Annotated in this window: 22 protein-coding genes and 1 pseudogene; 13 read left to right on the forward strand and 10 right to left on the reverse strand. The window is 73.0% G+C overall.

From position 1 onward, the window contains the following. Nucleotides 1-504 precede the first annotated feature (504 nt). From dxs to LDL48_RS25035, 6 genes are all read left to right on the forward strand, one after another. Nucleotides 505-2,433, forward strand: a complete 1,929-nt coding sequence (gene dxs / locus LDL48_RS25010) for a 1-deoxy-D-xylulose-5-phosphate synthase (protein ID WP_225257655.1) — start codon at nucleotides 505-507, stop codon at nucleotides 2,431-2,433. A 56-nt stretch (nucleotides 2,434-2,489) separates the two neighbouring features. Beyond that, entirely contained in the window at nucleotides 2,490-3,806 is a 1,317-nt protein-coding gene (locus LDL48_RS25015) for an outer membrane protein assembly factor BamB family protein (protein WP_225257656.1), read from the forward strand. A gap of 2 nt (nucleotides 3,807-3,808) precedes the next feature. Beyond that, entirely contained in the window at nucleotides 3,809-5,122 is a 1,314-nt protein-coding gene (locus LDL48_RS25020) for a PQQ-binding-like beta-propeller repeat protein (protein ID WP_225257657.1), read from the forward strand. A gap of 28 nt (nucleotides 5,123-5,150) precedes the next feature. After that, entirely contained in the window at nucleotides 5,151-6,434 is a 1,284-nt protein-coding gene (locus tag LDL48_RS25025; protein WP_225257658.1) for a PQQ-like beta-propeller repeat protein, read from the forward strand. 77 nt (nucleotides 6,435-6,511) lie between these two features. Then, nucleotides 6,512-7,204 (forward strand): response regulator transcription factor, encoded by a 693-nt coding sequence (locus LDL48_RS25030; protein WP_225257659.1) that lies wholly within the window; start codon nucleotides 6,512-6,514, stop codon nucleotides 7,202-7,204. A 29-nt stretch (nucleotides 7,205-7,233) separates the two neighbouring features. Then, nucleotides 7,234-8,433, forward strand: a complete 1,200-nt coding sequence (locus tag LDL48_RS25035) for a sensor histidine kinase (RefSeq protein WP_225257795.1) — start codon at nucleotides 7,234-7,236, stop codon at nucleotides 8,431-8,433. Nucleotides 8,434-9,694: 1,261 nt separating this feature from the next. On the opposite strand, the pseudogene LDL48_RS44650 reads toward LDL48_RS25035, so the two are convergent. The 6 genes and pseudogenes from LDL48_RS44650 to LDL48_RS25065 all read right to left on the reverse strand — a co-directional run. Then, nucleotides 9,695-10,222 (reverse strand): annotated as a pseudogene (locus tag LDL48_RS44650) (DUF2637 domain-containing protein); the annotation flags it as partial. A 157-nt stretch (nucleotides 10,223-10,379) separates the two neighbouring features. Continuing rightward, entirely contained in the window at nucleotides 10,380-11,285 is a 906-nt protein-coding gene (locus tag LDL48_RS25045; protein ID WP_225257661.1) for a hypothetical protein, read from the reverse strand. Nucleotides 11,286-11,500: 215 nt separating this feature from the next. Beyond that, a complete protein-coding gene (locus LDL48_RS25050; protein ID WP_225257662.1) occupies nucleotides 11,501-12,610 on the reverse strand; it encodes a hypothetical protein in 1,110 nt (369 codons plus the stop codon). Between the two features lie 115 nt (nucleotides 12,611-12,725). Next, nucleotides 12,726-14,786, reverse strand: a complete 2,061-nt coding sequence (locus tag LDL48_RS25055) for a 3-hydroxyacyl-CoA dehydrogenase NAD-binding domain-containing protein (RefSeq protein WP_225257663.1) — start codon at nucleotides 14,784-14,786, stop codon at nucleotides 12,726-12,728. Beyond that, entirely contained in the window at nucleotides 14,783-15,976 is a 1,194-nt protein-coding gene (locus tag LDL48_RS25060) for a thiolase family protein (protein WP_225257664.1), read from the reverse strand. The genes LDL48_RS25055 and LDL48_RS25060 overlap by 4 nt, the downstream gene beginning before the upstream one ends. Nucleotides 15,977-16,054: 78 nt before the next feature. Continuing rightward, complete coding sequence (locus LDL48_RS25065) at nucleotides 16,055-17,353, reverse strand: ribonuclease D (protein ID WP_225257665.1); 1,299 nt, start codon at nucleotides 17,351-17,353, stop codon at nucleotides 16,055-16,057. Nucleotides 17,354-17,523: 170 nt separating this feature from the next. On the opposite strand from LDL48_RS25065, the gene LDL48_RS25070 reads away from it, so the two are divergent. Next, nucleotides 17,524-18,570 (forward strand): S1C family serine protease, encoded by a 1,047-nt coding sequence (locus LDL48_RS25070; RefSeq protein ID WP_225257666.1) that lies wholly within the window; start codon nucleotides 17,524-17,526, stop codon nucleotides 18,568-18,570. Here LDL48_RS25070 and LDL48_RS25075 read toward each other — a convergent pair. Then, complete coding sequence (locus LDL48_RS25075) at nucleotides 18,567-19,139, reverse strand: DUF3000 domain-containing protein (RefSeq protein ID WP_225257667.1); 573 nt, start codon at nucleotides 19,137-19,139, stop codon at nucleotides 18,567-18,569. The genes LDL48_RS25070 and LDL48_RS25075 overlap by 4 nt on opposite strands. Nucleotides 19,140-19,221: 82 nt before the next feature. On the opposite strand from LDL48_RS25075, the gene hemE reads away from it, so the two are divergent. Genes hemE through hemQ form a run of 3 tightly spaced genes read left to right on the forward strand, consistent with a single transcriptional unit; the run spans nucleotide 19,222 to nucleotide 22,402 of the window. Further along, nucleotides 19,222-20,268: a uroporphyrinogen decarboxylase gene (hemE, locus tag LDL48_RS25080; protein WP_372472194.1), complete on the forward strand. Its 1,047-nt coding sequence runs from the start codon at nucleotides 19,222-19,224 to the stop codon at nucleotides 20,266-20,268. A gap of 56 nt (nucleotides 20,269-20,324) precedes the next feature. Next, nucleotides 20,325-21,698 (forward strand): protoporphyrinogen oxidase, encoded by a 1,374-nt coding sequence (gene hemG / locus LDL48_RS25085; RefSeq protein ID WP_372472195.1) that lies wholly within the window; start codon nucleotides 20,325-20,327, stop codon nucleotides 21,696-21,698. Further along, nucleotides 21,695-22,402: a hydrogen peroxide-dependent heme synthase gene (gene hemQ, locus LDL48_RS25090; protein WP_225257670.1), complete on the forward strand. Its 708-nt coding sequence runs from the start codon at nucleotides 21,695-21,697 to the stop codon at nucleotides 22,400-22,402. The genes hemG and hemQ overlap by 4 nt, the downstream gene beginning before the upstream one ends. Here the strand turns inward: hemQ and LDL48_RS25095 are convergent. Then, on the reverse strand, nucleotides 22,374-22,835 hold the full coding sequence (locus LDL48_RS25095; RefSeq protein WP_225257671.1) for a GNAT family N-acetyltransferase: 462 nt from the start codon (nucleotides 22,833-22,835) through the stop codon (nucleotides 22,374-22,376). The two genes, hemQ and LDL48_RS25095, sit on opposite strands and share 29 nt — an antisense overlap. Nucleotides 22,836-22,919: 84 nt before the next feature. Here LDL48_RS25095 and LDL48_RS25100 point away from each other — a divergent pair, with 84 nt between their 5' ends. The 3 genes from LDL48_RS25100 (at nucleotide 22,920) to LDL48_RS25110 (ending at nucleotide 24,225) form a co-directional block, all read left to right on the forward strand. Further along, nucleotides 22,920-23,195, forward strand: a complete 276-nt coding sequence (locus tag LDL48_RS25100; protein WP_225257672.1) for an isoamylase early set domain-containing protein — start codon at nucleotides 22,920-22,922, stop codon at nucleotides 23,193-23,195. A 65-nt stretch (nucleotides 23,196-23,260) separates the two neighbouring features. Next, entirely contained in the window at nucleotides 23,261-23,866 is a 606-nt protein-coding gene (wrbA, locus tag LDL48_RS25105; protein WP_225257673.1) for an NAD(P)H:quinone oxidoreductase, read from the forward strand. Between the two features lie 92 nt (nucleotides 23,867-23,958). Then, nucleotides 23,959-24,225, forward strand: a complete 267-nt coding sequence (locus LDL48_RS25110) for a hypothetical protein (RefSeq protein WP_225257674.1) — start codon at nucleotides 23,959-23,961, stop codon at nucleotides 24,223-24,225. A gap of 9 nt (nucleotides 24,226-24,234) precedes the next feature. On the opposite strand, the gene LDL48_RS25115 is transcribed toward LDL48_RS25110, so the two are convergent. Together LDL48_RS25115 and msrB are read right to left on the reverse strand one after the other, a co-directional pair. Further along, on the reverse strand, nucleotides 24,235-25,794 hold the full coding sequence (locus tag LDL48_RS25115) for an MFS transporter (protein ID WP_225257796.1): 1,560 nt from the start codon (nucleotides 25,792-25,794) through the stop codon (nucleotides 24,235-24,237). Then, the gene (gene msrB / locus LDL48_RS25120) at nucleotides 25,680-26,087 is read right to left on the reverse strand and encodes a peptide-methionine (R)-S-oxide reductase MsrB (protein WP_225257675.1); all 408 of its coding nucleotides are present in this window, start codon (nucleotides 26,085-26,087) and stop codon (nucleotides 25,680-25,682) included. The genes LDL48_RS25115 and msrB overlap by 115 nt, the downstream gene beginning before the upstream one ends. Nucleotides 26,088-26,139: the final 52 nt, after the last annotated feature.

Consider the following 26,139-nt stretch of genomic DNA (forward strand, 5'->3'; position numbering starts at 1 on the left):
CGCCTACCAAGCCCTCCATCGACTATGGCATCAGGAAGTTGGATCGTGCCAACTCAGGTTCGCGAGAAAGGGTTGGCGACCTCGCATGTCGGTGGCCCCATAAAGCGCCTACCGCTTCCGGTGTCGCTCGCCGGAGCGCGACACCTGCTCTGCCGAACGAGACCGCCAAGCGATATTGAGGCGATCTCGTGTGTCCTGAACGTCCGAGGGGCCGATCGGTACTCCACTCTCCGGGCGTGGCGGTGCGGCTGGTGAGCCAGTTCCGGCACCACGGGTCCACGTCACCCGGGATGGGATGCCGCGCAGGCGCGACAACGGGGTAGAGCCGTCATAAGCGGTTCTGGTTACCGGTCCGATCCGCAGCGCGCGGCGGTATTCGCCCCGGTTTGCGGCGGCCGATGGCGGCTTAGCTGGATTTGCGGGGTGAGGTGGATCACCGTGGCGGATCGCGGGGCGGAAACGGGAGGGCTGCGGACGGGCAACCCGCGGATACACTCGGCTCTCATGAGCGAATCTTCCTCCGCCCCGGCCGGTCTGCTCGGTTCGATCGCCACTCCGGGTGACCTCAAGCACCTGAGTCCCGAGCAACTGGCCCTGCTGGCGGCGGAGATTCGCGACTTCCTGGTGGCCAAGGTGTCGCGCACCGGGGGTCACCTCGGCCCCAACCTGGGCGTCGTCGAGGTGACGTTGGCGCTGCACCGGGTCTTCGACTCGCCGCGCGACCGGATCCTGTTCGACACCGGTCACCAGGCCTACGTGCACAAGATGGTGACCGGCCGGCAGGACGGTTTCGACATGCTGCGGCAGCGCGGCGGCCTCTCCGGTTACCCGAGCCAGGCGGAGAGCGAGCACGACCTGATCGAGAACTCGCACGCCTCGACGGCGCTGTCCTACGCCGACGGCATCTCCAAGGCGTACGCGCTGCGTGGCGAGGAACGGCACGTGGTCGCGGTGGTCGGCGACGGCGCGCTCACCGGCGGCATGTGCTGGGAGGCGCTGAACAACATCGCGGCCGCGAAGAACCGCCTGGTCATCGTGGTGAACGACAACGGCCGGTCGTACGCGCCGACGATCGGCGGGCTGGCCGACCACCTGTCCACGCTGCGGCTGAACCCGGGCTACGAGAAGGTGCTCGACCTGGTCAAGGACGCGCTCGGCTCGACGCCGATGGTGGGCAAGCCGATGTACGAGGTGCTGCACGCGGTCAAGCGCGGCATCAAGGACGCGGTCAGCCCGCAGCCGATGTTCGAGGACCTGGGCCTGAAGTACGTCGGCCCGGTGGACGGCCACGACGTGCAGGCCATGGAGTCGGCGCTGCGCAAGGCCAAGGGCTTCGACGCGCCGGTGATCGTGCACGCGGTGACCCGCAAGGGGTACGGCTACCGCCCCGCCGAGGACGACGAGGCCGACTGCCTGCACGGGCCGGGCGGCGCGTTCAGCATCGAGACCGGCAAGCTGCTGGCCGCGCCGGCGGTGAAGTGGACCCACGTGTTCGCCGAGGAACTGGTCGCGATCGCCGACGAGCGCCCGGACGTCGTCGGCATCACGGCCGCGATGGCCGAGCCGACCGGCATCGCCACGCTGGCGAAGAAGTATCCGGAGCGGGTGTACGACGTCGGCATCGCCGAGCAGCACGCCGCCACCTCCGCGGCCGGCCTCGCCATGGGCGGGCTGCACCCGGTGGTCGCGGTGTACGCCACCTTCCTGAACCGCGCCTTCGACCAGGTGCTGCTGGACGTCGCGATGCACCGGCTGCCGGTGACGTTCGTGCTGGACCGGGCCGGCATCACCGGGCCGGACGGGCCGAGCCACTACGGCATCTGGGACATGAGCGTCTTCGGTGTCGTACCCGGTCTGCGGATCGCCGCCCCGCGCGACGCCGCGACGCTGCGCGAGGAACTGCGCGAAGCGGTCGCCGTGGACGACGGGCCCACGATCGTCCGGTTCCCCACCGGTTCGGTGGCCGTCGACCTCCCGGCGCTGCGCCGGGTCGGCCAGACCGACGTGCTGCGCGAGGACGAGCGGCGGGACGTGCTGCTGGTCGCCGTGGGCGCGTTCGGCACGCTGGGCATGGAGGTCGCGGAACGGATCGCCGAGCAGGGGTACGGCGTCACGGTGGTCGACCCGCGCTGGGTCCGCCCGGTGCCGATCGAGCTGGCCGCGTTCGCCCGGGACCACCGGCTGGTGGTCACGCTGGAGGACGGCATCCGGGCCGGCGGGGTCGGCGACGCGGTGGCGAGCACGCTGCGGGACGCCGGGGTGACCGTGCCGCTGCGGAACTTCGGCGTGCCGGCCGGCTTCCACGCGCACGGCAGCCGGGCGCAGATCCTGACCGCGCTGGGCCTGACCGTGCAGGACGTCGCCCGGGACGTGACCGAGTGGGTGTCGGAGCTGGAGGAGCAGGCCGCCGCGGAGCGGCAGACCGCGCTCTAGGCCAACCTGCCCGGGCGGACGAGCATTTTCGTTATACCGCCGTTACCTTTGCTGATATGGGCGTCGAGACCTTCGCCGGCAGCAACACGGTCGTCATCGACCTGGGGCTGGACCGCGGCGAGCCCGACACGTACGCGACACCGTCCCGGTCCACCGTGCCCGGGTGGTTCCGGCCGGTCCTGGTCACGGTGCTCGTACTGCTGTCGTCGGTGGCCTCGGCCGCACCGCTGCCGCCGGCCCTGTCCCCGCTGATCAGCCTGCGGGTCGGCCCGGCCGACACCTACTCGATGACCGAGGAGCGGCGGCTCATCGCGCAGACCGTCGGCACGGTCAGCGCGTACGACCTGGACGACGGCGACCTGATCTGGGAGGTCGACCAGGAACGCCCCACCTACCGGATGCGCACCGCCGGCGGGCTGGTGCTGATGCGCCCGTGGACGTACGGTCCGGGCCAGCCGGTCACCACCGCGCTGTCGCTGGCGACCGGGGTGTCCCAGTGGAAGCACCCCGGCATGGTCATGACGATCACCGGCTCGTCCGCGCTGCTGGCGGTCACGTCGGTGCGCAGCAACTCCGGCTCGAACCGCCGCGTGCAGGGCCCGATCGAACGCGTCGACGCGCGCACCGGCAAACCGCTCTGGCGCATCGCGGTACCGTCCACCGCGGTGATGCTGGGCGTACCGGGCCCGGACGGTGCGCCGCGGCTGCTGGTGGTGCACGACGACCGCACCGCGGCCGTGCACGACCTGGCCACCGGGCGGAAACTGGCCGGCACCGAGCTGCCGCCGGCCAACTACGGACCGGAGAACCCCACCGTCACCGACGGGCTGTTGCTGCTGCGGCACCTGGGCCGCTGGGAGCCGGTGGTGTCGGCGTACGACCCGGTGACGTTGCAGCTGCGCTGGCAGCGGTCCGCCGAGCGGGCGTACGAGGTGCGGAACTGCGGGGCGTTCGCCTGCCTGGTCGGGCCGGCCGGGATCACCGCGATCCGCCCGTCCGACGGCCGGCTGGAGTGGTACCAGCCCAGCTGGCGCAGCATCGAGCAGCGCGGCGAGCTGCTGCTGGCGTACGGCAACTCGATCAACGTGACCGATCCGATCGGCATCGTCGACCCCGCCAACGGACGGGTCCTGGTCGACCTGACCGGCTGGCGGCTCGTCGGCGGAAGCGGCGGCGACCACGTGCTGGTCACGCGAGCGGCCGCGGCCGGCGCCCGTACCATGGTCGCGGTTGCCGGGCCCGGCACCGCGGGTCTGCGTCCGCTCGCCGAACTACCCCCGGGCACCGGTGACTGCCAGGCCGTCCCGGACCGGCTCGCCTGCCGGTCGTCGTCCGGCGAGCTGACCGTGTGGGCGTACCGGAAGAAGGTCTGAATGTGGCGGTGATCGACCTCGATCTCCACGCCTCGCGTCCGCCCGCACCGATCCGGCCGCGCCTGCACCGTTACCGGGAGCTGGGGCTGGCCGTCGCCGCCGTGCTGGCCCTGGTGCTCGGCGGTGCCGCGGCGAGCACCCCCACGGTGTGGCGGCACCTCGGCTCGGTGCCGCTGAACTCGGGCGACGCCATCTACGCGCCGGGGAGCGACCGGGTCTACACCGCGATGGTGACCGGCGATCAGATGGTGACCACGGCGTGGGACACCGATCCGCTACGCCAGGTGTGGAGCGTCGCGGCACCGGACCGGCGGACCGGCAGCTACCTGGAACCGTTGCCCGGCGGCCTGCTGATGCAGTATTCCGAGCCGGACACCCGGATCCTGGACGCGGCCACCGGCGCCACCAGGTGGTCCTGGCCGTCCCAGGTGCAGCTGATCGGCCCGCGCGTCGGCGTGGTCACCGACGCCGTGTTCGCGCCCGGCACCCGGTACGACAACGCCAGCGGCGAGCCGGGACAGCTGTACTTCGCGCCGAACGGGCAACCGCACACGCGCCCGCCGGAGCGCACCGGCCTGCACGGTGTCGACCTGGCCACCGGCCGCCGGCTGTGGTCGATGCAGGAGCGCGGCTCGGTCTACGCGGTGCCGGCGACCGGCGACACCGGCACGCTGACCGTGGTGTCCGCCCAGGGGATCCAGGTCCGCGACGGCAACACCGGGGCGCTGCTGCGCCGCCGGGACCTGCCCCGGGCCGACCCGCGGGAAATCTGGTTCCCCGAGGCGATCGGCGACCTGCTGGTGGTCCGGCGCGGCGCGATGATCACCGGGTACGGGCTCGACACGCTGCAGCCGCGCTGGACGGAACCCGTCGACGCGACGGACGACCGGATCATCTGCAGCGGCGTGCCGTGCCGCCGGACGGCCGACGCGATCGCCGTGCTCGACCGGCGTACCGGCCAGACCGCGTGGCGCACCGATCCGGACGCCTTCCTGCATCAGGTCGGCAACGAGGTGCTCGAATCCGGCACGGACACCGGCCGGCCGGTGAGTATCCGGGACCGCACCACCGGCGCCGTCCGCACCGACCTGCGCGCCTGGGACGCCGCGGTGACGTCCGGGCGCGACGGCCTCGTGCTGGTGTCCCGCTTCCATGAGGACGAGAGCGGCACCGCGTTCGGCATCCGGCAGGCCGGTGCGAAAGCGGTCCGGCCGCTGGGCGTCTCCGACCTGATGTTGCGGAACTGCCAGGTGTCCACCGCGCTCGTCGCCTGCCTCGGCACCGGCCAACTCGAAGTCTTCGCGTACCGTTCCTGACCCGGCGGTCAGCACGGATGATGAGGACGTGAGCCACGGGGTCATCGATCTGGGCGACGTGTCGGCCGACCGCCACCCGCTGTCCGGCGGCACCGGGCGGCGCCGGCCGGCGCCGTACCGGCCGCTGCTCGGTGTTCTGGCCGTCGTGCTCGCCGGCCTGACCGGCGGCGCCGTGCACCGCGGGCCGCCGGCTCCGCCGACGGTGATCGGGGCGCAGCTGCGGGACGCCATGATGGTGACCGACGACCGGGTCTTCGTGGTCGGCGACGGGCAGACGGTCAGCGCGTACGCGCTCCCGGACGGCCGCCTGCTGCACCGCTTCCAGGTCGACCTGCCGGGCACCATCTTCGTGGTGTCCGAGACCGGGCCGGCCCTGCTGGTGTCCGGTCAGGTCGATGCCGGCGGGGCGGAGGCCACCGTGGCGGTGGCGCCCGGCACCGACCTGGTGCTCTGGCGCCGCCCGGCCCGGCTGCTCCGGGTGTCCCGCCCGGCCGGGCTGGCGCTGCTGCGCGAACAGCGCCCGGCCGGCGGCGCGGACTGGCACGGCGTCGACGTCGCCACCGGCGCGGTGCGGTGGACGGCGCGGGAACCGGACCGCGGCTTCATCACCCTGGCCGGCCCCACCGGCGAGTTCCCCCGGCTGCTGGTCAGCGTCACCGAGAGCGGCAGCACCGAGGTCCGGGACGCGGTCACCGGCGTGGTCGTCACCCGCGCGACGGTGCGGATGCCGCACCGGCAGACGGACGGCGGTCTGCCGTTCTGGCCGCTGGACGACCTGCTGCTGGTCGGCGACGGGGGCGGCACCACGGCGTACACCCTGCCCGGTCTGGTCCGCCTCTGGCGCAGCCCGGAGGACCTGTCCACGCACTGGGTGCAGGCCGACTGTCCCGGACTCTGCCTCCTGGGCTGGCAGGGCGGCCTGCGGGTGCTCGACCCGGCCACCGGTGCCCTGCGGTGGAGCCACCAACGGTGGACCTACGTCAGCCAGGTCGGCGCCTACCTGGTGGCCGGCGACGAGGCCGGCCCGCAGTCGCAGCGGCGGCTTTACGTGGTGGATCCGCGGACCGGCCGGGTACACGGCGACCTCGGCCGGTGGCAGATGCTGGGCAACCCGCGCGCCGACGGCACCGTGCTCGGCATCCGCCCCCAGTCCCCCGGCGACGAGGTGCGATACGCCCTGCTCGACCCGGCGGCCGGGACCATCCGGCTGCTCGGCCTGGCCGCACCGGTGACCGGCGACTGCCAGGCCACGCCGCACGCGCTGGTCTGCCGGCGGATCGACGCCTCGATCGGCATCTGGCGGCTCGGATAGCCTTCTCTTACGGTCTCTTCACACGACATGGACGAGGCTCTTCCCTCGGGCATGGGTTTGAACATGGAGGACACCCGGTGCGCGTTCTGGTGGTGGAAGACGAACGGAACATGGCCGACGCGATCGCACGCGGCCTGCGCCGCAAGGGCATGGCGGTGGACGTCGCCTACGACGGGTTGTCCGGTCACGAGATGGCGTACGTGACCCGGTACGACGTGGTCGTCCTCGACCGCGACCTGCCCGGCATGCACGGCGACGAGATCTGCGCCGCGCTGGTGGCGTCCGGTGCCCTCACCCGGGTGCTGATGCTCACCGCCAGCGGCACGGTCGCGGACAAGGTCGAGGGCCTGCAACTGGGCGCCGACGACTACCTGCCCAAGCCGTTCGCCTTCGACGAGCTGGTCGCCCGCGTGCAGGCGCTGGGCCGGCGGGCCACCCCGGCCGCCCCGCCGGTGCTGACCGTCGGCGACCTGGTCCTCGACCAGACCCGCCGGGTGGTCACCCGCGGCGGCGTCCCGATCGACCTCACGAACAAGGAGTTCGGCGTCCTGGAGGAACTGATCAAGGCCCGCGGCGGCGTGGTGTCCAGCGAGGAACTGCTGGAACGGGTCTGGGACGCCAACACCGACCCGTTCACCACCACGGTCCGGGTGACCGTGATGACGCTCCGCAAGAAGGTCGGCGATCCGCCGCTGATCGAGACCGTCGTCGGCGCCGGGTACCGCGTGCCCGACCCGGTCGTGATGAGCCCGGCCGGTGGCCCCGAGTGACCGTCTACCTGGGCCGCAAGACCGACCGCATGCAGCTGCGGCCCACCCTGCGGCTGCGCCTCACCCTGCTGAACGGCATCCTGCTGGTCGGCGCGGGCGCCATCCTGGTGCTGCTGGCCTGGCTGCTGGTCGGCGACGCGCTGCACCCCGCCGACGAACTGCGCACCGGCACCCAGGTGGTGCTCACCACCGGCGAGACGCTGGACGCCCAGGACTGGCAGCGCGACCTGGTCGACCAGGCCTCGCAGGAGTTGCTGGTCAAGGGCCTGATCGCGCTGTTCGCCATCGGCCTGATCGGTATCGCCGGCGCCTACGCGGTGGCCGGCCGCGCGCTGCGCCCACTGCACAACGTCACCGCCACCGCCCGCCGCCTCGGCGAAGAAACCCTCGACCAGCGGATCCGGTACGCCGGCGCGGACGACGAGGTGGCCGAGCTGGCCCGCACGTTCGACGCCATGCTGGACCGGCTGGCCGGGGCGTTCGAGGCGCAGAAGCGCTTCGTCGCCAACGCCTCCCACGAACTGCGAACGCCCCTGGCCGTGATGCGGACCGAAATCGACGTGACACTCAGCGACGACGAGGCCGACGTCGCCGAGTACCGCAGAATGGCCAAGGTGGTGCGCAACGCCTCCGAGCGCGCCAACGGCCTGGTCGATGCGCTGCTCGTGCTGGCCCGCAGCGAGGCACAGTCCGGCCGGCGGCTGGTCCGCAAGGTGCCGGCCGACCTGGAGACCAGCGTCTGCAACGCGCTGTCCGCGGTGAAGGCCGAGGCGGAACGGCTGAAACTGGACGTCACCCGGGACCTGCAACCGGCGCCGGTGGTGGGCGACCCCAGCCTGCTGGACCGGCTGGCCGGCAACCTGATCGAGAACGCGATCCGCTACAACCACCTGATGGGCAAGCTCTGGCTGCGCACCAGCACGGAGAACGGCCAGGCCCGGCTGGTGGTCGGCAACACGGGGTACGAGGTCGAGCCCGGCGACGTACCCGGCCTGTTCGAGCCGTTCCAGCGGGGCGGCTGGGAACGGACCGGGTCCCGGGGTTCCGGGCTCGGGCTGTCGATCGTCCGGGCGGTGTGCGACGCGCACGGCGGTACGGTGTCCGCGACCGCCCAGCCCGGCGGCGGCCTGGAGATCACGGTCAGCCTGCCCGGCGCGGACACGACCCCACTGGTGGCGGCGTCCGCCGCAGTTCCCCAACCCAAACGGCTGGGCGTAGCCCCCTCCTGACCCCGGCCCGCTTTGGGGGGACAAAAGGCGCATCGCACCCCCGCTGCGTGCCGCAATTGTGCACGGGCTGGCGTGCCGTGCTTGGCGTGTGTGTTTGGGGTGCGCTGCGCGCCGCAATTGTGCACGGGCTGGCGTGCCGTGCTTGGCGTGTGTGTTTGGGGTGCGCTGCGTGCCGCAATTGTGCACGGGCTGGCGTGCCGTGCTTGGCGTGTGTGTTTGGGGTGCGCTGCGTGCCGCAACTGTGCACAGGGCTGGCGTGCCGTGCTTGGCGTGTGTGTTTGGGGCGCGCTGCGTGCCGCAACTGTGCACACGCGGCCGCCGAGCTGGCCGCGTGTGCACCTGTGGCGCGCTGCGAGCCCTAGTTCCACACGGGCGTGGTGGTGACCGGAAAGGCGTCCGGTCTGAGTGGTCCCGCAATGTGCTGGCGCGGCGGCTCAGGACGGGCCGTCTCGTCCTTACCGGGGTCTGTAACGGGGACGAACCGGGTCACAGCGGGCGTTACTGGCCAGGCCCGTCCCTCCGAGCACCGAATCGGGCGACTCCCCGGTGGCGGTCAGGCGGCCAGGCTGAGGTCCCGGTCCTGGGCTGCCTCGCGGCGGACCGTGCGCCAGCGCGAGATGCTGATGCCCAGTTCGGCGGCGAGTTCCGCGTCGGTGAGAGTGGGCCGTTCAGCCTTGATGCGGGCCGCCAACGTGACCGTCTCGGCGGGCGTGCGGCGCACCTTGACGCCGGCGTTCCTGGGCCGCGGCGACGATCCGGTACCGCCCGCCGTCGCCTTGCCGGCGTTTCGCCCGGCGGATGCGGCACCCGCGCCAGCAACACCGGACCGGCTACCACCGGGTCCTCCGCCAGCACCCGCTCCGCCAGCACCCGCTCCGCCAGCACCCGTTCGGCCTGCACCCGCGTGCTCGGCATCCGTGTGGTCGGCACCCCGGTCAGCGCCAGTGCGGCCGGCGTTGGTGTGGCCGGCGCCCGTGCGGCCGGCGCCCGTGCGGCCGGTTCCGGTGCCCGTGGGGCCAGCGCCCATGCGGCCACCGCCAATGTGGCCGGCGGCGGTGCCGGTTCGGCCGGTGCTCGTGCGGCCGGTGTCAGCGCCCGTGCCGGTGCCGGTGCCGGTGCTGCGGACAGTCATTCCTGCGGTGGTGCTCCGGGACGCGGCCGGCGTGAAGGTCTGTGGGTTCTTCGGCAGCGCCGCGGCGACCTCGGCCAACGCCGCCGCCGTGAGCTGGCGGGGAGTCGTGGGCGGGCCGGCCGGTGCGCTGCGGCGGGGGCCCGGCGTGGGCACGAGACCGGGAATGGCTGCCTCGTGCTGCGGCGTCTCCGCGCTCTCCGGCACCGTGCTCGGAACCGGGGTCTGGGGGATCGCGCTGGTCGGGCGGGTGCTGCGCTCGGCTTCGATGGTGGCGATCCGGCCGCCCAGTTCGACGAGGCAGATGCTGGCCACCACGATCAGGCCGTCGACCGACAGGGGCAGCAGGTACGGCGAGGCGCCGGTCTCACCGTATCGGGCGGCCACGCCGACCATGTGCCAGTACGACACCCAGGCGGCGATCCCGGCGATCGTGGCGGTGGCGACCAGCCGGGCGAACGCCAGTGAGCGGCGGTGTACCGGTACCCGGGAGATCAGCTCGACGGTCAGCAGCAGGGCGAGCGGTGGCCAGGCGGCGATGGCCTGGCTGATCGGGTTGTCCAGGGCGTGCAGGATGTTCGCGACCACCGAGGCCGCCACGCCGAGGACGAGGGTTGCTCGCACGGCCCAGCGGACACGACGCAGCTGGGGGAGTACCACCGGACGCTCCTTGCCAGATCAGATGTCGTTCGCCGGACCGGTCGGTCCGGCGAACGCCCATCCTGACGGCTCGATGTGACACCGGCATGCCCCGGTCCGAACCGCGACCCGTTCGTGTCCCGTCCGATGCGATCATGTGACCGCATCGGACGGCGCGTCAGCTCGACTTCTCGATCTGTCCGCGCAGTCGCGGAAACTCGGCCTTCGCCTTGCTGAGCGACTTGAAGTACCAGATGATCCAGCCCACGCTGCCCTCGTCGGCCCAGCCGCAGAGGACCATGTTGACGCCGGACGCGGCGGCCTTGCCGCACTTCGCCTCGCCGCCGAGCGGGCCGGGTGACACCTTGGTGATGCCGGTGACCTTGAGTCCGCCGACCCCGGCGCCGAGGAACGTGCTGTCCAGTTCCTGGCCGGGGTCGTCGACCGGCGCCTCGACGCCCGCGATGATGATGATGTCGCGCTTGGCCGGGGTGCCGTACAGGGCGCCGACCGTGTTCGTCGCCCCGGGCACGTCGGCGAGGCCGGACTGCAGTTCCTCGGCGGCACCGGCGAACTGCGGGTCGGTCAGCTTCGGGCGGCCGCCGAGCGTCTTCGGCTCGACGATCTTGATGTTCTTCGTCGACTTCGGCGCGGTGGTGGTCGGGGCCGGCCCCGGCTCGTCGGTCGGATCGGCCGCCGTGACCGTGGGGTCGGGCGTCGCGGCCGCGGACTGGGCGGCGTCGACGAGGTCCCCGGCGGTGTCCCGGGCGGCCACGAACACCACGGCGGCCCCGCCGACGCAGAGCACCAGCGCGACGGCGACCGAGATGAGGATGATCGGCAGCGCCTTGGACTTCTTCTGCGGCGGCTGCGGCGGGCCCATCATCGCGTAGCCGGGCTGGGGCTGTCCGTACCCGGGCTGGGGCTGTCCGTACTCCGGCTGTGGTTGTCCGTACCCCGGCTGGGGTTGTCCGTACTCCGGGCCCGGCGTGTATGCGGGCTGGCCCGAGGTCGGATAGCCGGGCTGCGCGCCGTACTGCGGTGGCGGCGGGAAACCGGGCTGGGGCGGTACCGATGTCGGCACGTCCGGATTCGGCTGTCCGGAATAAGGCTGTTCCGGGTACGGCTGTCCGGAGAAGGGCGGTTGGGGCGGCTGCGACATCGAGGCTCCATCGATCGGGCTACAGGCGCCGAACTCTAGTTGTCGCCGGTTGCGGGCGCTGTCCCCCGTTCCTCCGAGGCGTGTCGCACCGACCGGTCAGGCGGCGCCGCAACCGAGGTTCGGCGCCGCCCGTGCCGTCAGCTCTTCCGCTCGATCTGACCCCGCATCCCGATGAATTCCTTCTCCAGGTCGGCCCTGCCCTTGAAGAGCATCGTGATCAGGCCGATGCTCCCGTTGTCGGACCAGACGCAGACCGCCATCTCCACGCCGGACGACTTCGTGTCGCCGCACTTGGCGATGCCGCCGAACGGGCCCGGGTCGGTGTCGGTGAGGTTGCTGACCCGCATGGTGCCGCTCGTCATGCCGGACGTGAACTCGTCGAACCGCTCCTGCGGGGAGCCGGTCACCGAGGACGCCGCGGCGATCATCACCAGGTCCTGGGCCTGGACGTCGCCGTAGACCGCGCCGACCGACTCGGTGGCGCCGGGCACCTTGCTCAGCTGGCTGTCCAGCGACGAGACGCTGCCGGCCACGGTCGGGTCGGTGATCTTGGGGCGACCGCCCAGCGTCTCCGGCTCCACCACGGTGATCCGGGAGGCGTCGACGACCTTGGCGACCTCGTCCTTGGCCAGGAAGAACGTCACTGCGACGCCGCCGATGCAGAGCACGGCGATGACCGCGACCACGCTCAGCACGATCTTGAGCGCGGAGGACTTCTTCTTGGGGGCGCCGGACTGCGGGTCGCCGTACTGGGGCATGCCGGGTGCCGGGTAGCCGCCTTGGCCGGGCGGCGGCCCGAACCCAGCTGCGCCGGGTGCCGGGTAGCCGCCTTGGCCGGGCGGCGGCCCGAACCCACCCGCGCCGGGTGCCGGGTAACCGCCCTGGCCCGGCGGCGACGCAGACTCACCCGCGCCAGGTGCCGAGTAACCGCCCTGGCCAGGCGGTGGGTAGCTGCCCTGGCCAGGCGGTGGGTAGCTGCCCTGGCCAGGCGGTGGGTAGCTGCCCTGGCCGGGCGGTGGGTAGCTGCCCTGGCCGGGCGGTGGGTAGCTGCCCTGCTCAGGCGGTGGGTAGCTGCCCTGGCCGGGCGGTGGGTAACTGCCCTGGCCGGGCGGTGGGTAGCCGCTTTGGCCGGGTGGTGGGTGACTGCCGCCCTGGTCGGGCGGCGGCTGGCCCGCGCCGGGTGGAGGCTGCGGCTCGGAGCCGGGCTGGCCGGAGTACGGGTCGGGCGGATAGGGCGGCTGTGACATGTGTGCTCCCACAAGCGTGACGTACTCGGCCCGGGGAGCCTATCGAGCGGCCGGCCTGCCGCGACGCCCCCGCGCGTTTCCCGCACGGGGGCGTCGGATATCTGATAACGGCGGGTCAGCGGGGGAGGCTGGCCACGCCCGGGGGCAGGAACCGCTTGCCGGTGACGCGCTCGGAGGTGCCGCTGCGGTCCAGGTACGGCGTGACGCCGCCGAGGTGGAACGGCCAGCCGGCGCCGAGGATCATGCACAGGTCGATGTCCTGCGCCTCGGCGACCACGCCCTCGTCGAGCATGGCGCGGATCTCCTCGGCCAGCGCGTCCAGGGCGCGCCCGCGTACCTCGTCGGCGGTCAACGGCGTGGAACCGGCCTCGAGCAGCGCCTCCACCTCGGGGTTGATCTCGTCGTCCACCATCAGCGGGAGGCCCGCCTCGACGATCTTCGCCAGGTTCGCCGAGACCTCGAAGCGGTCCGGGAACGCGGCGTGCAGGGTCTCGCCGACGTGGTACCCGACCGCCGGCCCGACCAGCTGGAGCAGCGCGATCGGGCGCATCGGCAGGCCCAGTGGGTCGAGTGCGGTGTCCACCGTGGCCAGCGGCGTGCCGGCGTCCACGGCCTTGAAGATTTCGCTGGTGAAGCGGGTGAGCAGGCGGTTCACCACGAACGCGGGGGCGTCGGAGACCAGCACCGACGACTTCTTCAGCTCCTTGCCGACGGCGAACGCGGTGGCCAGCGTGGCGTCGTCGGTGCGCTCGCCCCGGATGATCTCCAGCAGCGGCAGGACCGCGACCGGGTTGAAGAAGTGGAAGCCGACGACCCGCTCGGGGTGTTCCAGGTCGGCGGCCATCTCGGTGATCGACAACGAGGAGGTGTTGGTGGCCAGGATCGCCTCGGGGGAGACGATCTTCTCCAGCTGGGCCCAGATCTGCTTCTTCAGGTCCAGGTTCTCGAAGACCGCCTCGATCACGAAGTCGGCGTCCGCGAACACCGCCTGGTCGACCGAGCCGGTGACCAGGCCGCGCAGCTTCGCCGCCGTGCCCTCGCCCATCCGGCCCCGGCCGACCATCTTGTCGATCTGGCCGCGGACGTAGTCCACGCCCTTGTCGACCCGGGTCTGGTCCAGGTCGGTGAGCACCACCGGCACCTCGAGACGCCGGGCGAAGAGCAGCGCGAGCTGGGAGGCCATCAGGCCGGCGCCGACGATGCCGACCTTGGTGACCTTCCGGGCCAGGGACTTGTCGGGTACGCCGACCGGGCGCTTGGCGCGCCGCTGGACCAGGTCGAACGCGTACAGGCTGGCACGCGACTCGTCGCCCATGATCAGGTCGGCGAGCGCCTCGGTCTCGGCGGCGGTGCCGTCAGCGAACGACGCGTCCTTGGCCAGCGCCAGCAGCTCGAGCGCCTTGTTGGCGGACGGCACCGCGCCGTGCAGCTTCTCGTCGAGCTGCTGCTTGGCGAAGAACAGCACGCCGTCCCACATCTCGGTGTCCACCTCGGGACGGGTGACCGTGGTCTTGCCCTGGACCACGTCGGCCGCCCACTCCAGCGAGCGTTCCAGGAAGTCGGCGGGCTCGAACAGCACGTCGGCGACGCCCATCTCGGCGGCCTGCTTCGGCCGGAGCACCTTCTGGGTGAGCGGGTTCTGCAGGATGATCTGCGCCGCGCCGGGCACGCCGATCAGGTGCGGCAGCAGCTGGCTGCCGCCCCAGCCGGGGATCAGGCCGATCGCGACCTCGGGCAGGCCGAGCGCGGCGGCGCCGCCGGAGACCGTGCGGTAGTGGCAGTGCAGTGCCACCTCCAGGCCGCCGCCGAGCGCCGCGCCGTTGATGAACGCGAACGTCGGGACCGTCGAGTCCTTGAGCCGGGCGAACACCCGGTGACCGAGGTGGCCCAGCTCGACGGCCTGGGACCGTTCGGTGATCAGCGGCATGCCGGTGATGTCGGCGCCGACGCAGAAGATGTACGGCTTGCCGGTGAGCGCGATGAACGCCGGGTCGGCCGCGGTGGCCTCGGTGATCGCGGCGTCCAGCGAGGCCAGGCCGGCCGGTCCGAAGCTGTTCGGCTTCTTGTAGTCCAGCCCGTTGTCCAGGGTGATCAGGGCGGCCTTCTTGGCCAGGCCGGGCACCGCGACGAGGCGGACGAGGGCCTTGGTGACGACCTCGTTCGGGTTCTCGATCACTTGTCGCCCTCCCAGTTCGGGTTCTCCCAGATGACCGTGCCGCCCATGCCGATGCCGATGCACATGGCGGTGACGCCGTACCGGACCTCGGGGTGCTCGGCGAACTGGCGCGCGAGCTGGGTCATCAGCCGGACGCCGGAGGAGGCCAGCGGGTGCCCGACCGCGATCGCGCCGCCCCACGGGTTGACCCGGGGGTCGTCGTCGGCGATGCCGAAGTGGTCGAGAAACGCCAGCACCTGCACGGCGAACGCCTCGTTCAGCTCGAACAGGCCGATGTCGGCGATGGTCAGCCCGGCCAGGCGCAGGGCCTTCTCGGTGGACGGGATCGGGCCGTACCCCATGATCTCCGGCTCGACGCCGACGAACCCGTACGAGACCATCCGCATCGCCACCGGCAGGCCCAGCTCGCGGGCGGTCTGCTCGCTGGCGAGCAGCGCCGCGGTGGCACCGTCGTTGAGACCGGCCGCGTTGCCCGCGGTGACCCGGCCGTGCGGGCGGAACGGGGTCTTGAGCGTGGCCAGCTTCGCCAGCGAGGTCTCGCGCGGCGCCTCGTCCACGGTCGCCAGGCCCCAGCCCTGCTCGGCGTCGCGCACCGCCACCGGCACCAGGTCGGCCTGCAGCTTGCCGTTCGCGTACGCCTTGGCGGTCTTCTCCTGGGACGCGAGGCCGAACGCGTCCGCGCGCTCCTTGGTGACCTGCGGCAGCCGGTCGTGCAGGTTCTCCGCGGTGGCGCCCATCACCAGGGCGGACGGGTCGACCAGCTTCTCGGCGAGGATCCGCGGGTTGGGGTCGACGCCCTCGCCCATCGGGTGCCGGCCCATGTGCTCGACGCCGCCGGCGATGGCGATGTCGTAGGCGCCCATGGCGATGCCGCCGGCCACGCTCGTCACCGCGGTCATCGCGCCCGCGCACATCCGGTCGATGGCGTACCCGGGGACGGTCTTGGGCAGCCCGGACAGCAGGGCGGCGGTGCGGCCGATGGTGAGGCCCTGGTCGCCGGTCTGGGTGGTGGCGGCGATCGCGACCTCGTCCACCCGCTCGGGCGGCAGCTGCGGGTTGCGGCGCAGCAGCTCTCGGATGCAGCGGATCACCAGGTCGTCGGCGCGGGTCTCGGCGTACATGCCGCCGGCCTTGCCGAACGGGGTACGGACGCCGTCGACGAAGACGACCTCCCGGACTTCACGTGGCACAGCAAGCCTCCAAAGCGCGCGTGGATTATGGAATCCTACTCGCCGGTAACTAGGGCTCGCCAGAGGTCGGTCGAATCGTCACACCGCGGGCGGCTCCGGCAGCGCCTTCGCCAGTTCGTCCGCCAGCAGCCCGACCTGCCAGGCCCGGGCGCCGAAGCCGCGCAGCGTGTCGCCGACGGTCTGCGGCGTCACCTCGTCCGGCGGGGCCCAGGCCAGCCGCCGCACGAAATCGGGGCTGATCAGGTTCTCCGGCGGCAGGTTGTGCGCCTCCGCGGTGCCCACCACGACCTGGCGGCACCGGGCCAGCCGGGCCGCGGCCACCGGGTCACGCTCGGCCCAGCGGTGCGGCGGGGGCGGCCCGTCCACCGGCTGGTTCACCGGCAGCGCGGCGTCCGGCAGCGCCCGGGCCTCGTCCAGCGCGTCCAGCCACACCCGGGCCAGCCGGCGTACCGAGCGCCCGCCGAAGCCGGACATGGCCAGCAGCGTGCGCTCGTCCTTCGGGTCCAGTTCGGCCGCCGCGATGATCGCCGAGTCGGGCAGCACCCGGCCGGGCGCGGTGTCCCGGCGGGCCGCGACGCCGTCCCGGGCGTACCAGAGGGCGCGCACCCGGGCCTGGGCGCGGGCGCCGCGGACCCGGTGGATGCCGGAGGTACGCCGCCACGGGTCCGGGCGCAGCCGCGGCGGGCGGTCGGCGCTCGCCACCAGCGCGGCGAACTCCTCCGCCGCCCACGCCGTCTTGCCCTGCCGTTCCAGCTCGGCGGCGAGGTGGTCGCGCAGGTCGGTGAGCAGCTCGACGTCCAGGGCCGCGTACGTCAGCCAGGATTCCGGCAGCGGCCGGGTCGACCAGTCGGCCGCCGAATGGTGCTTCTCCAGCGTGTAGCCGAGCAGCTGTTCGGTGAGCGCGGCCAGGCCGACCCGCTCGAAGCCGGCGAGCCGGGCGGCCAGCTCGGTGTCGAACAGCCGCCGCGGCTTCATGCCGAGCTCGGCCAGGCAGGCCAGGTCCTGGCTGGCGGCGTGCAGCACCCACTCGGTGTCGGCCAGCGCCGCGTCCAGCGTGCGCAGGTCGGCCTGCGGCAGCGGGTCGATCAGCACCGTGCCGGCCCCGGCACGGCGCAGTTGTACCAGGTAGGCGCGCTGCGTGTAGCGGTAGCCGGAGGCGCGCTCGGCGTCCACCGCCACCGGGCCGCTGCCGGCGGCCATGCGGGCCACCACGTCGGCGAGTTCGTCGTCGGCCTCTACCGGCCGTGGTGTGCCCTCGCGAGGGGCGGTGAGCGGGACGGGACCGCCAGGCTCGGTCGGGTCGGGCGGCACGTCGTGCGGTCCGTCCCCTGCCAGGTCCGGCGCGTCCCGACGGCGCAGGGGTGCTTCGTCGGTCACTCCGTAACCGTACGGGGGTACCGCCCCCGGTGTGCGCAGCCGGGTCCCGGCGCGCCGTTTCTCGATCGACTAGGTTCTGTTCCCGCTCCGGAATCAATGTGCCGGACACCCGTCCGCAGGGGCCGTTCCGCCCGTACTACCGGCCGAGCAGAAACAGGAGGCCGCGGCGGATGAGCTCAACGCATGACCCGTATCGCCCCCTCGACGAGCCGTCGGCCGAACACCGCCGATCGGATTTTTTCTCGCCGGGCGACGGGCAGCACAGTCCGGACCCGCTCTGGGACACCGGTCAGCAGCGCGTGTTCGAGTCCCAGTGGGACACCGCCGAGCGCCGGATGCTGGACCTGCAGTGGCGCGCCGGGCAGCGCCGCGTGCAGCACGTCGGGCACCCGCGACCGGCGAGCCGGGAGGCGCCGCAGCCCGCGTACCCGGTGGTGACCCTGCCCGAGCGCCCGCCGGCGCGCCGCGGCCGGCTGCTGGTGCTCCCGCTGGTCCTGGTGCTCGTGCTGGTCGCGGGCCTGCTGGCGTGGCGGCTGCACCGGATGGACGGCGCCAACGCGCACCTGGCCGAGGTGCTCGCCACCGAACAGGAACGCGCCGCGGCGCTGGACAACCGCACCGAACGGCTGGAGAAGGAACTGGCCGGCGTCTTCGACCCGGAGTCGATCTCGTCGGCGGTGCTGCCCAGCGTGTTCCGGGTCCGGGCCGGCGACTTCACCGGCACCGCGTTCTCGGTCGGTGACAAGGCCGCCAAGGGCAAGGCGAACCTGCTCACCAACTTCCACGTGGTCGAGGGGGTGTGGGAGTCCGGCAACCGCAAGGTCTCGCTGGAGCGCGGCAAGACCCGGGTGTCCGCGACCATCGTGCGGGTCGACCGCGACGAGGATCTCGCGCTGCTGCGCGCGGACCGGGAGATCAAGGGCCTGCGTACGGCCGCCGCGACGGTCAAGCCCGGACAGCAGATCGTGGTGGTGGGCGCGCCGCTCGGCCTGGAGGACACGGTCACCACCGGCGTGGTCAGCGCGTACCGGCCGGACGACTCCGGCGGTCCGACGATCCAGTTCGATGCGCCGATCAACCCGGGCAATTCCGGCGGTCCGGTGGTGAACGCGGCCGACGAGGTGGTCGGCCTGGCCACCGCCAAGGCCCGCGACGCGGAGGGCATCGGCCTGGCCGTACCGGTCAAGACCGCCTGCGCGAAGTTCGAGGTCTGTTAGCTCGCGCCGGCCCGTTGCCGGTCGTGCAGGGACGTGACGCCCGGCGGCGGGAGGCCGGCGGTGGAGGCGAGCATCGCGCACCAGCCGTGCAGGTGCGCGCCCAGGTCGTCCGAGGTCGGCGTCCAGGAGGCGCGGATCTCCAGGTCCGCGGTCGGCACCGGCCCGGCCAGCTCGCCGAACCGGGTGGACGCGGTCTGGGTGATGGTGCCGCCGATCGCGGTGTACTCCGCGTGGTGCGCGTCCAGCCCGTCGGTCAGCCACGTCCAGGCCACCGCGGGCAGCAGCGGATCACCGGCCATGTCCGCGTCCAGTTCCGCGGTGACCAGTGTGACCAGGCGCAGATCGCCCCGCCAGGAGTCGTGCCCGGCCGGGTCGTGCAGCAGGATCAGCCGGCCGCTGGCCACCTCGTCGCCGGCGCGCAGCACGGTCGCGCTCAACGCGAATCCGAACGGCGCCAGCCGCTGCGGCGCGGGGATCTCCTCGAGCAGAATCTCGCCCCGGGGTACGGCCGCGCGCAGCCCGGCGACCGCGTTGGAGAACGCCTCGGGTGCTTCGATCGGGGCGGCCATGCAGAGAAGCGTATGCCTATGACCGCGGTCCGTCGTCGATCGCCGCGCCGCGCTTCTTCGGGCATCCCGGGCGCATGGCACCATGGCGCGGGTGACGACTGCCACGGGCACCCCCGCCGACTCCGCGTTCCTGCGCGCCTGCCGCCGGGAACCGGTGCCGCACACGCCGGTCTGGTTCATGCGGCAGGCCGGGCGGTCCCTGCCCGAGTACCGCAAGATCCGGGCAGGCATCGGCATGCTGGACTCGTGCCGGCGCCCGGATCTGGTCACCGAGATCACCCTGCAGCCGGTCCGCCGGCACGGCGTCGACGCGGCCATCCTGTTCAGCGACATCGTGGTGCCGCTCGCCGCGGCCGGGATCGACCTGGACATCGTGGCCGGCACCGGCCCGGTGGTGGAGTCGCCGGTCCGCAGCGCCGCCGACGTCGCACGGCTCCGCCCGCTCGAGCCCGGTGCCGTCGACTTCGTCGCCGAGGCGGTGCGGATGCTGGTCGCCGAACTCGGCGCCACCCCGCTGATCGGCTTCGCGGGTGCGCCGTTCACGCTGGCCAGCTACCTGATCGAGGGCGGTCCGTCGCGGACCTACCTGAAGACCAAGGCGATGATGTACGGCGACCCGGACCTCTGGCACACGCTCTGCGGCCTGCTCGCCGACATCACGCTGGCGTTCCTGCGGGTCCAGGTGGCGGCCGGGGTGAGCGCGGTACAACTCTTCGACTCCTGGGCCGGCGCGCTCTCCGAGGCCGACTACCGCCGGTACGTCCTGCCGCACTCCGCCGCGGTGCTGGGCGGGCTGGCCGGCGCCGGGGTACCGCGCATCCACTTCGGCGTCGGCACCGCGATCCTGCTGTCCGCGATGGGCGAGGCGGGCGCGGACGTGGTGGGCGTCGACTGGCGTACCCCGCTGGACCAGGCCACCGGGCTGATCGGCGCGGACCGGGCGGTGCAGGGCAACCTCGACCCGGCGGTGCTGTTCGCGCCGTGGCCGGTGGTCCAGGCCGAGGCGGCCCGGGTGCTGGACCAGGGGCGCGCGGCGCCGGGTCACGTGTTCAACCTGGGGCACGGGGTGCTCCCGGAGACCGACCCCGACGTCCTGACCCGGCTGGTGTCGTTCATCCACTCCCGCTGACGGCGGCCGTCACACTGGACGACCCCGCTGGCCGTGGAGGTGCGCGACCTGAGACTGTGGAGAGCGTGCGGAAGCGGGTAGCGGTCGTCGGCGGCGGGATCGCCGGGCTGGCCGCCGCGGTGCGGATCCGGGACCGGGCGCCGCGGGACACCGAGATCATCGTGTACGAACAGAGCGGCGTGCTCGGCGGCAAGCTGCGCACCGGCGACCTGGCCGGCGCCACGGTGGAGCGGGGCGCGGAATCGTTCCTGGTGAGCGCGCCGGACGGGACCGACTCCGCGGCCGTGCGGCTGGCCCGGCGGCTGGGGCTGGGCGACGCGCTGGTGCACCCGTCGGCGGTGCCGGCCGCGTTCGCCACCGGCGGGCGGCTGGAGCCGGTGCCGGCGGGGACCCTGATGGGCGTACCCCGGGAATGGGACGGCCCGGACCACGACGACGGGCGACCGCTGCTCGGCCCGGACGAGGATGTCACCGTGGGTGCGCTGGTGCGCGCCCGGTACGGCGACGAGGTGGTCGACCGGCTGGTCGATCCGCTGCTGGGCGGCGTGTACGCGGGCCGCGCCGACCGGCTCTCGCTGACCACCACCCTGCCCGCGCTGGCCGCCGCCGCGCGCACCGAGCACACCCTGTCCGCCGCGGTACGCACCGCCCAGGCCGCGTCCGTGCGGGTGCCCGGCCGGCCGGTCTTCGCCACCGTCGCGGGCGGGCTGAACCGGCTGGTGGCGGCGGCCGCGGCGGCGAGCAGCGCGCGGATCAGCCTGGGCCTGCCGGTACGCGAGCTGGCCCGCACTCCGCACGGCTGGCGGCTGCTGCTCGGTCCGGTGCCGGCGCCGCACACCGACGACGTGGACGCGGTGGTGCTGGCCGTGCCCGCGAAGCCCGCCGCGCGTCTGCTGGCCAGCGCGCACGACGTGGCCGGCGCGGAGGCGGTCGGCGCGCTGGACTACGCGAGCGTGGCGCTGGTCGGGATGGCGCTTCCGCCGGACACGCCGTTGCCCGAGCTGTCCGGGTTCCTGGTCCCGCCCGGCGAGGGCACGCTGGTCAAGGCCGCCACGTTCGTCACCCGCAAGTGGGCGCACCTGCGCCGGGACGGCGGTCCGGTGATCGTGCGGGCGTCGCTGGGCCGGGCCGGCGAGGAGGAGCTGCTGCACCGCGACGACGCCACGCTGATCGCGCTGGCGCACGACGAGCTGGGCCGGCTGACCGGCGGGCCGCTGCCGCCGCCCGCCGCCGCGTGGGTGCAGCGCTGGGGTGGCGGGTTGCCGCAGTACGCGCCGCGGCATCCGGAACGGGTCGCCGCCGCCCGGGCCGGCCTGGCTCCGGGACTGGCGCTGGCCGGGGCGGCGTACGACGGTGTGGGCATTCCGGCCTGCGTGGCCAGCGGCGAGGGCGCCGCCGACGACCTGTGCAAGTACCTGGAGGATTCATGAGTGAGCAGTCGCAGAGCAACGCCGCCCGGATCAACGAGCTGAACGCCACCATCCGGTACACCATGTGGTCGGTCTTCCGGGCCGCGTCGCCGCTGCCGGCGTTGCGGGAGGACGTGGCGGGCGAGGTGGACACGCTGTTCGAGCAGCTGGCCGGCAAGGACGTCGTGGTGCGGGGCACCTACGACGTGGCGGGGCTGCGTGCCGACGCCGACGTCCTGGTGTGGTGGCACGCCGAGTCGCCGGACGCGCTGCAGGAGGCGTACGGGCTGTTCCGCCGCACCGCGCTGGGCCGGCACCTGGCACCGGTCTGGTCTCAGATGGCGCTGCACCGGCCGGCCGAGTTCAACAAGAGCCACCTGCCGGCGTTCCTGGCCGGCGAACCGGCCCGCCCGTACATCTGCGTGTACCCGTTCGTGCGCTCCTACGAGTGGTACCTGCTGCCGGACGAGGAGCGGCGGGCGATGCTGGCCGAGCACGGCCGGATGGCGCGCGGGTACCCGGACGTGCGGGCCAACACGGTGGCGTCGTTCGCGCTCGGCGACTACGAGTGGATGCTCGCGTTCGAGGCGGACGAGCTGTACCGGATCGTGGACCTGATGCGGGACCTGCGGGCGTCCGGCGCGCGCCGGCACGTGCGCGAGGAGGTGCCGTTCTACACCGGACGCCGGCGTTCGGTCACCGAGCTGGTTGCGGCGCTGCCCTGACCATGGGCACGTGCGGGATGCCGTCCTCCAGGTATTCCGGTCCGGTCTGCCGGTAGCCGAGCCCGGCGTAGAAGGGGGCCAGGTGCGCCTGGGCGTCGAGCACGCTGGGCCGGTTGCCGATCACGGTCAGCGCCTCGGTCATCAGCCGCTGGGCGAGGCCGGCGCCGCGGGCGGCGGGCGCGACCACGACCCGGCCGATCCGCTGGGCGTCGCCGTCGTCCAGGATCCGGAGGTACCCGGCGATCTGGTCGCCACGGGAGATCCACACGTGGCGGGTGCCGGGCTCGGTGTCCCGGCCGTCGAGGTCGGCGTAGACGCAGTTCTGTTCCACTACGAACACGTCGGTGCGCAGCTTCAGCAACGCGTACAGCGTCGTGGTGTCGAGGTCGCGGAACGAGGCAACGCGCAGCTCATCGGTGGTTTCGGGGTGCATCGCCGCATTGTAGAGCGGCGCGTCGTCACGCATTGTCGACCGTCCGTTGTCAGCATGGAGTCCCGGCCCTGTGTGGAGGACACCATGATCAAGCGCAGCAAGCTGTTCGGGAACAAGACCCGCATCACCTTCTGCCTGCCCGCCGACCAGCCCGCCGGCCCGGTGAGCGTGGTCGGCACGTTCAACGACTGGCAGCCCGGCACGCACGAGCTGATCGCGCGTCGCGACGGCACCCGGACCATCAGCGTGCAGCTCGAGCCGGGCGAGTACCGCTTCCGCTATCTGGGCGCGGGCGGTGTGTGGCTGGACGACGAGCACGCCGACGCGATCGGCCCGCACGGCAGTGAGCTTCGCGTCTAGCGTTTGATCGCGGCCCGCGGGGGAACGATCGTTGTTTGACGATGCAATCATCGGAGGGTCTACTCGTGGCGAACGTCAAGCTTTCGATCATCTATTACTCGTCCACCGGCACCATCCACGCGATGGCCGAGCGGCTGCGCGCGGCCGGCGAGAAGGCCGGTGCCGAGGTACGCCTGCGGCAGGTGGCGGAACTGGCGCCGGCCGAGGCGATCGCTTCCAACGCGGCCTGGAGCCAGCACTTCGACGCGACCAAGGACGAGCCCAAGGCCACCGGCGACGACGTGGTGTGGGCCGACGCCGTGCTGTTCGGCACGCCGACCCGGTACGGCAACGTGGCCAGCCAGCTCAAGCAGTTCCTGGACACGCTCGGGCCGCAGTGGCAGCAGGGCCTGCTCGCCGACAAGGCGTACGCCGGCTTCACGTCCACCATGACGGCGCACGGCGGCCAGGAGTCGACGCTGCTGGCGCTGTACAACACGATCCACCACTTCGGTGGCATCGTGGTGGCGCCCGGCTACACCGACCCGCTGAAGTTCGCGGACGGCAACCCGTACGGCGTCTCGCACGTCACCGGCGGCACCAACGACGCCCCGCTGACCGAGGTGCAGCACGCGGCGCTCGACCACCTCGCGCAGCGGGTGGTCACGATCGGCGGCAAGCTCCGGAGCTGACGGACGGGGTCGCGGCGGCGGATCTCCGCCGCCGCAATCCGGACTTCCGCATATCAACCTGAGCAGGCTTCATAATTGGCTAGCCTGAGGTCATGACCATTGACTTGGCTACTGACCTGGGCAAAAAGGTGGAGCGTTACGTGTCGGCGCTGGAGGAGCTCCGCGCCGCACACAAGGACGTCAAGGAAGTGCTGTTGGGCCAGGTGCTCTTCGAGCGCTGGGAGCACCTCGGCGCGGAACTGGGTTTCGAGGCCGCGCCGCGGCAGAACCCGCCCGACCCGGACGCCGGCCGTCCGCAACGGGACCTGGCCGCGATGAACCATCAGATCTCCGAGATGAGCGACTCCTGGGCGAGCTGACCGCCCGGCTCACCGCCGGGCGCGCACGGCCAGGGTCAGGGCACTCAGGGCGGCGACCGCCGACGCCGCGGTGAAGGCGGTCGCCTGTCCGGCCGGTCCCGGCCGGACCGACGCCACCAGCAGCAGCACCGCGATCCCGATCGCGGTGCCGATCTGGGCCGCCGCGTTCAGCAGCCCGCCGACCAGCCCGGCGGTGGACTCGTCGACGGTCGCGGTGCCATGGGTGGTGGAGGCCACCGACGCCACGCCGAGCCCCAGCCCGGCACCGGCCAGGCCCGCGAGCAGCAGCGGAAACGACTCCTGCGCCACGGCCACGGCCTGCAGCCCGAGCGCCGCCGCCACCGCCCCGAGGCCGGTACTCATGGCGGACACCGGCCCGATCCGGCGCAGCACCGCGGGCACGGCCGTCGACGCGGCCACCACGCCCGCGCTGAACAGCAGGAACCCGGCGCCGGACGCGGCCGCGGACACCTCCAGCACGTCCTGCAGGAACAGCGTGCCGATCACCGCGGCCCCGCTGGTGGTCGCGGTGAGGACGGCGGCCACGGCGGCGCCGGCCCGGAACGACCGCACCGACCAGATGCCGGGCGGTACCAGCGGATCGGGCACCCGCCGTTCCACCGCCAGGAACGCCAGCACGGCGAGCGGCGCCAGCAGCAGCGGCGCCCACGCCCACGGATCGGCGAAGCCGCCGCCCTCGGCGCGCGTGAAACCGAGGATCAGCAGGACCGCGGAGAGCGTGCTGAGCAGCGCGCCGGCCAGGTCCAGCCGGCCGCGGTCTCCGGGTCCGGACCGGCCCGGCGCCGGCTGCGCCCGCTCCCACTTGCGCGAGCCGCTCGGGTACCGCGCGGTGGTGGTGTTGCCGTACCGGGCCAGCTTGGGCTTCAGGTCCGGCGCCACCGGCGGTGGCAGCACGAGCGGGGTGAGCATGGCCGCCGCCAGGGTCAGCGGACCGATCACCGCGAACAGCCAGCGCCACCCGGCGTACTCGCTGATCAGCCCGCCGAGCACGAACCCGGACGCACCTCCGGCCGCGCCAGCCATGGTCCACAGGCCGAGGGCGCGCCCGCGCCGGACGCCGGGCGGCACCACCGCCAGCACCGCGGCCAGCGCGGCCGGCACGGACAACGCCGCACCCAGTCCCTGGGCGGCGCGGCCGGCCAGCAGGACCCAGCCGGCCGGCGCCAGCGCACAGACCAGGGACCCGGCCGCGATCAGCGCGTTGCCGCCGGCGAACATCGGCCGGCGCCCGTAGCGGTCGGCGGCCCGGCCGCCGGCCACCAGGAAGCCGCCGAACGTCAGCGCGTAGCCGGCCGCCACCCAGGACAGCGTGCCGGCGTCCAGGCCGAGATCGCGTTGGATCAGTGGCAGGGCCACGATCAGGACCGTGACGCCGACGACGTCGACGAACTGGGCGGTGCAGGCGAGCGCGACGACCGCGCCGGGACGGGCGGTCAGGCCTGCGGGTCCAGCCGGATCGACAGGCTGTTCACGCAGTGCCGGGTGTTCTTCGGGGTGAACCCCTCGCCGCGGAAGACGTGGCCGAGGTGCGAGTCGCAGCGGGCGCAGCGGATCTCGGTCCGGGACATGCCGAGGCTGTGGTCCTCGATCTCCTTGACCGCACCGGGAATGGCGTCGTCGAACGACGGCCAGCCGCAGTTGCTGTCGAACTTGGTGTCGCTCGGGTAGAGCTGGGCACCGCAGGCGCGGCACTGGTACATGCCGGGGGTCTTGGTGCTGACGTACTCACCGGTCCAGGCGGGTTCGGTGCCGGCCTGACGCAGGACCCGGAACTCGGCCGGCGTGAGGCGGACCCGCCACTCGTCCTCGGTGGTGGGCAGGGTGGTCTCGTCGGTAGCCATGCCTCCACGGTACGTCGGACGCCGGTGACGCACGTCGGGTGCGAGATCGGGT

The organism is Jidongwangia harbinensis, from assembly GCF_020216025.1.
GTDB lineage: Bacteria > Actinomycetota > Actinomycetes > Mycobacteriales > Micromonosporaceae > Actinoplanes > Actinoplanes harbinensis.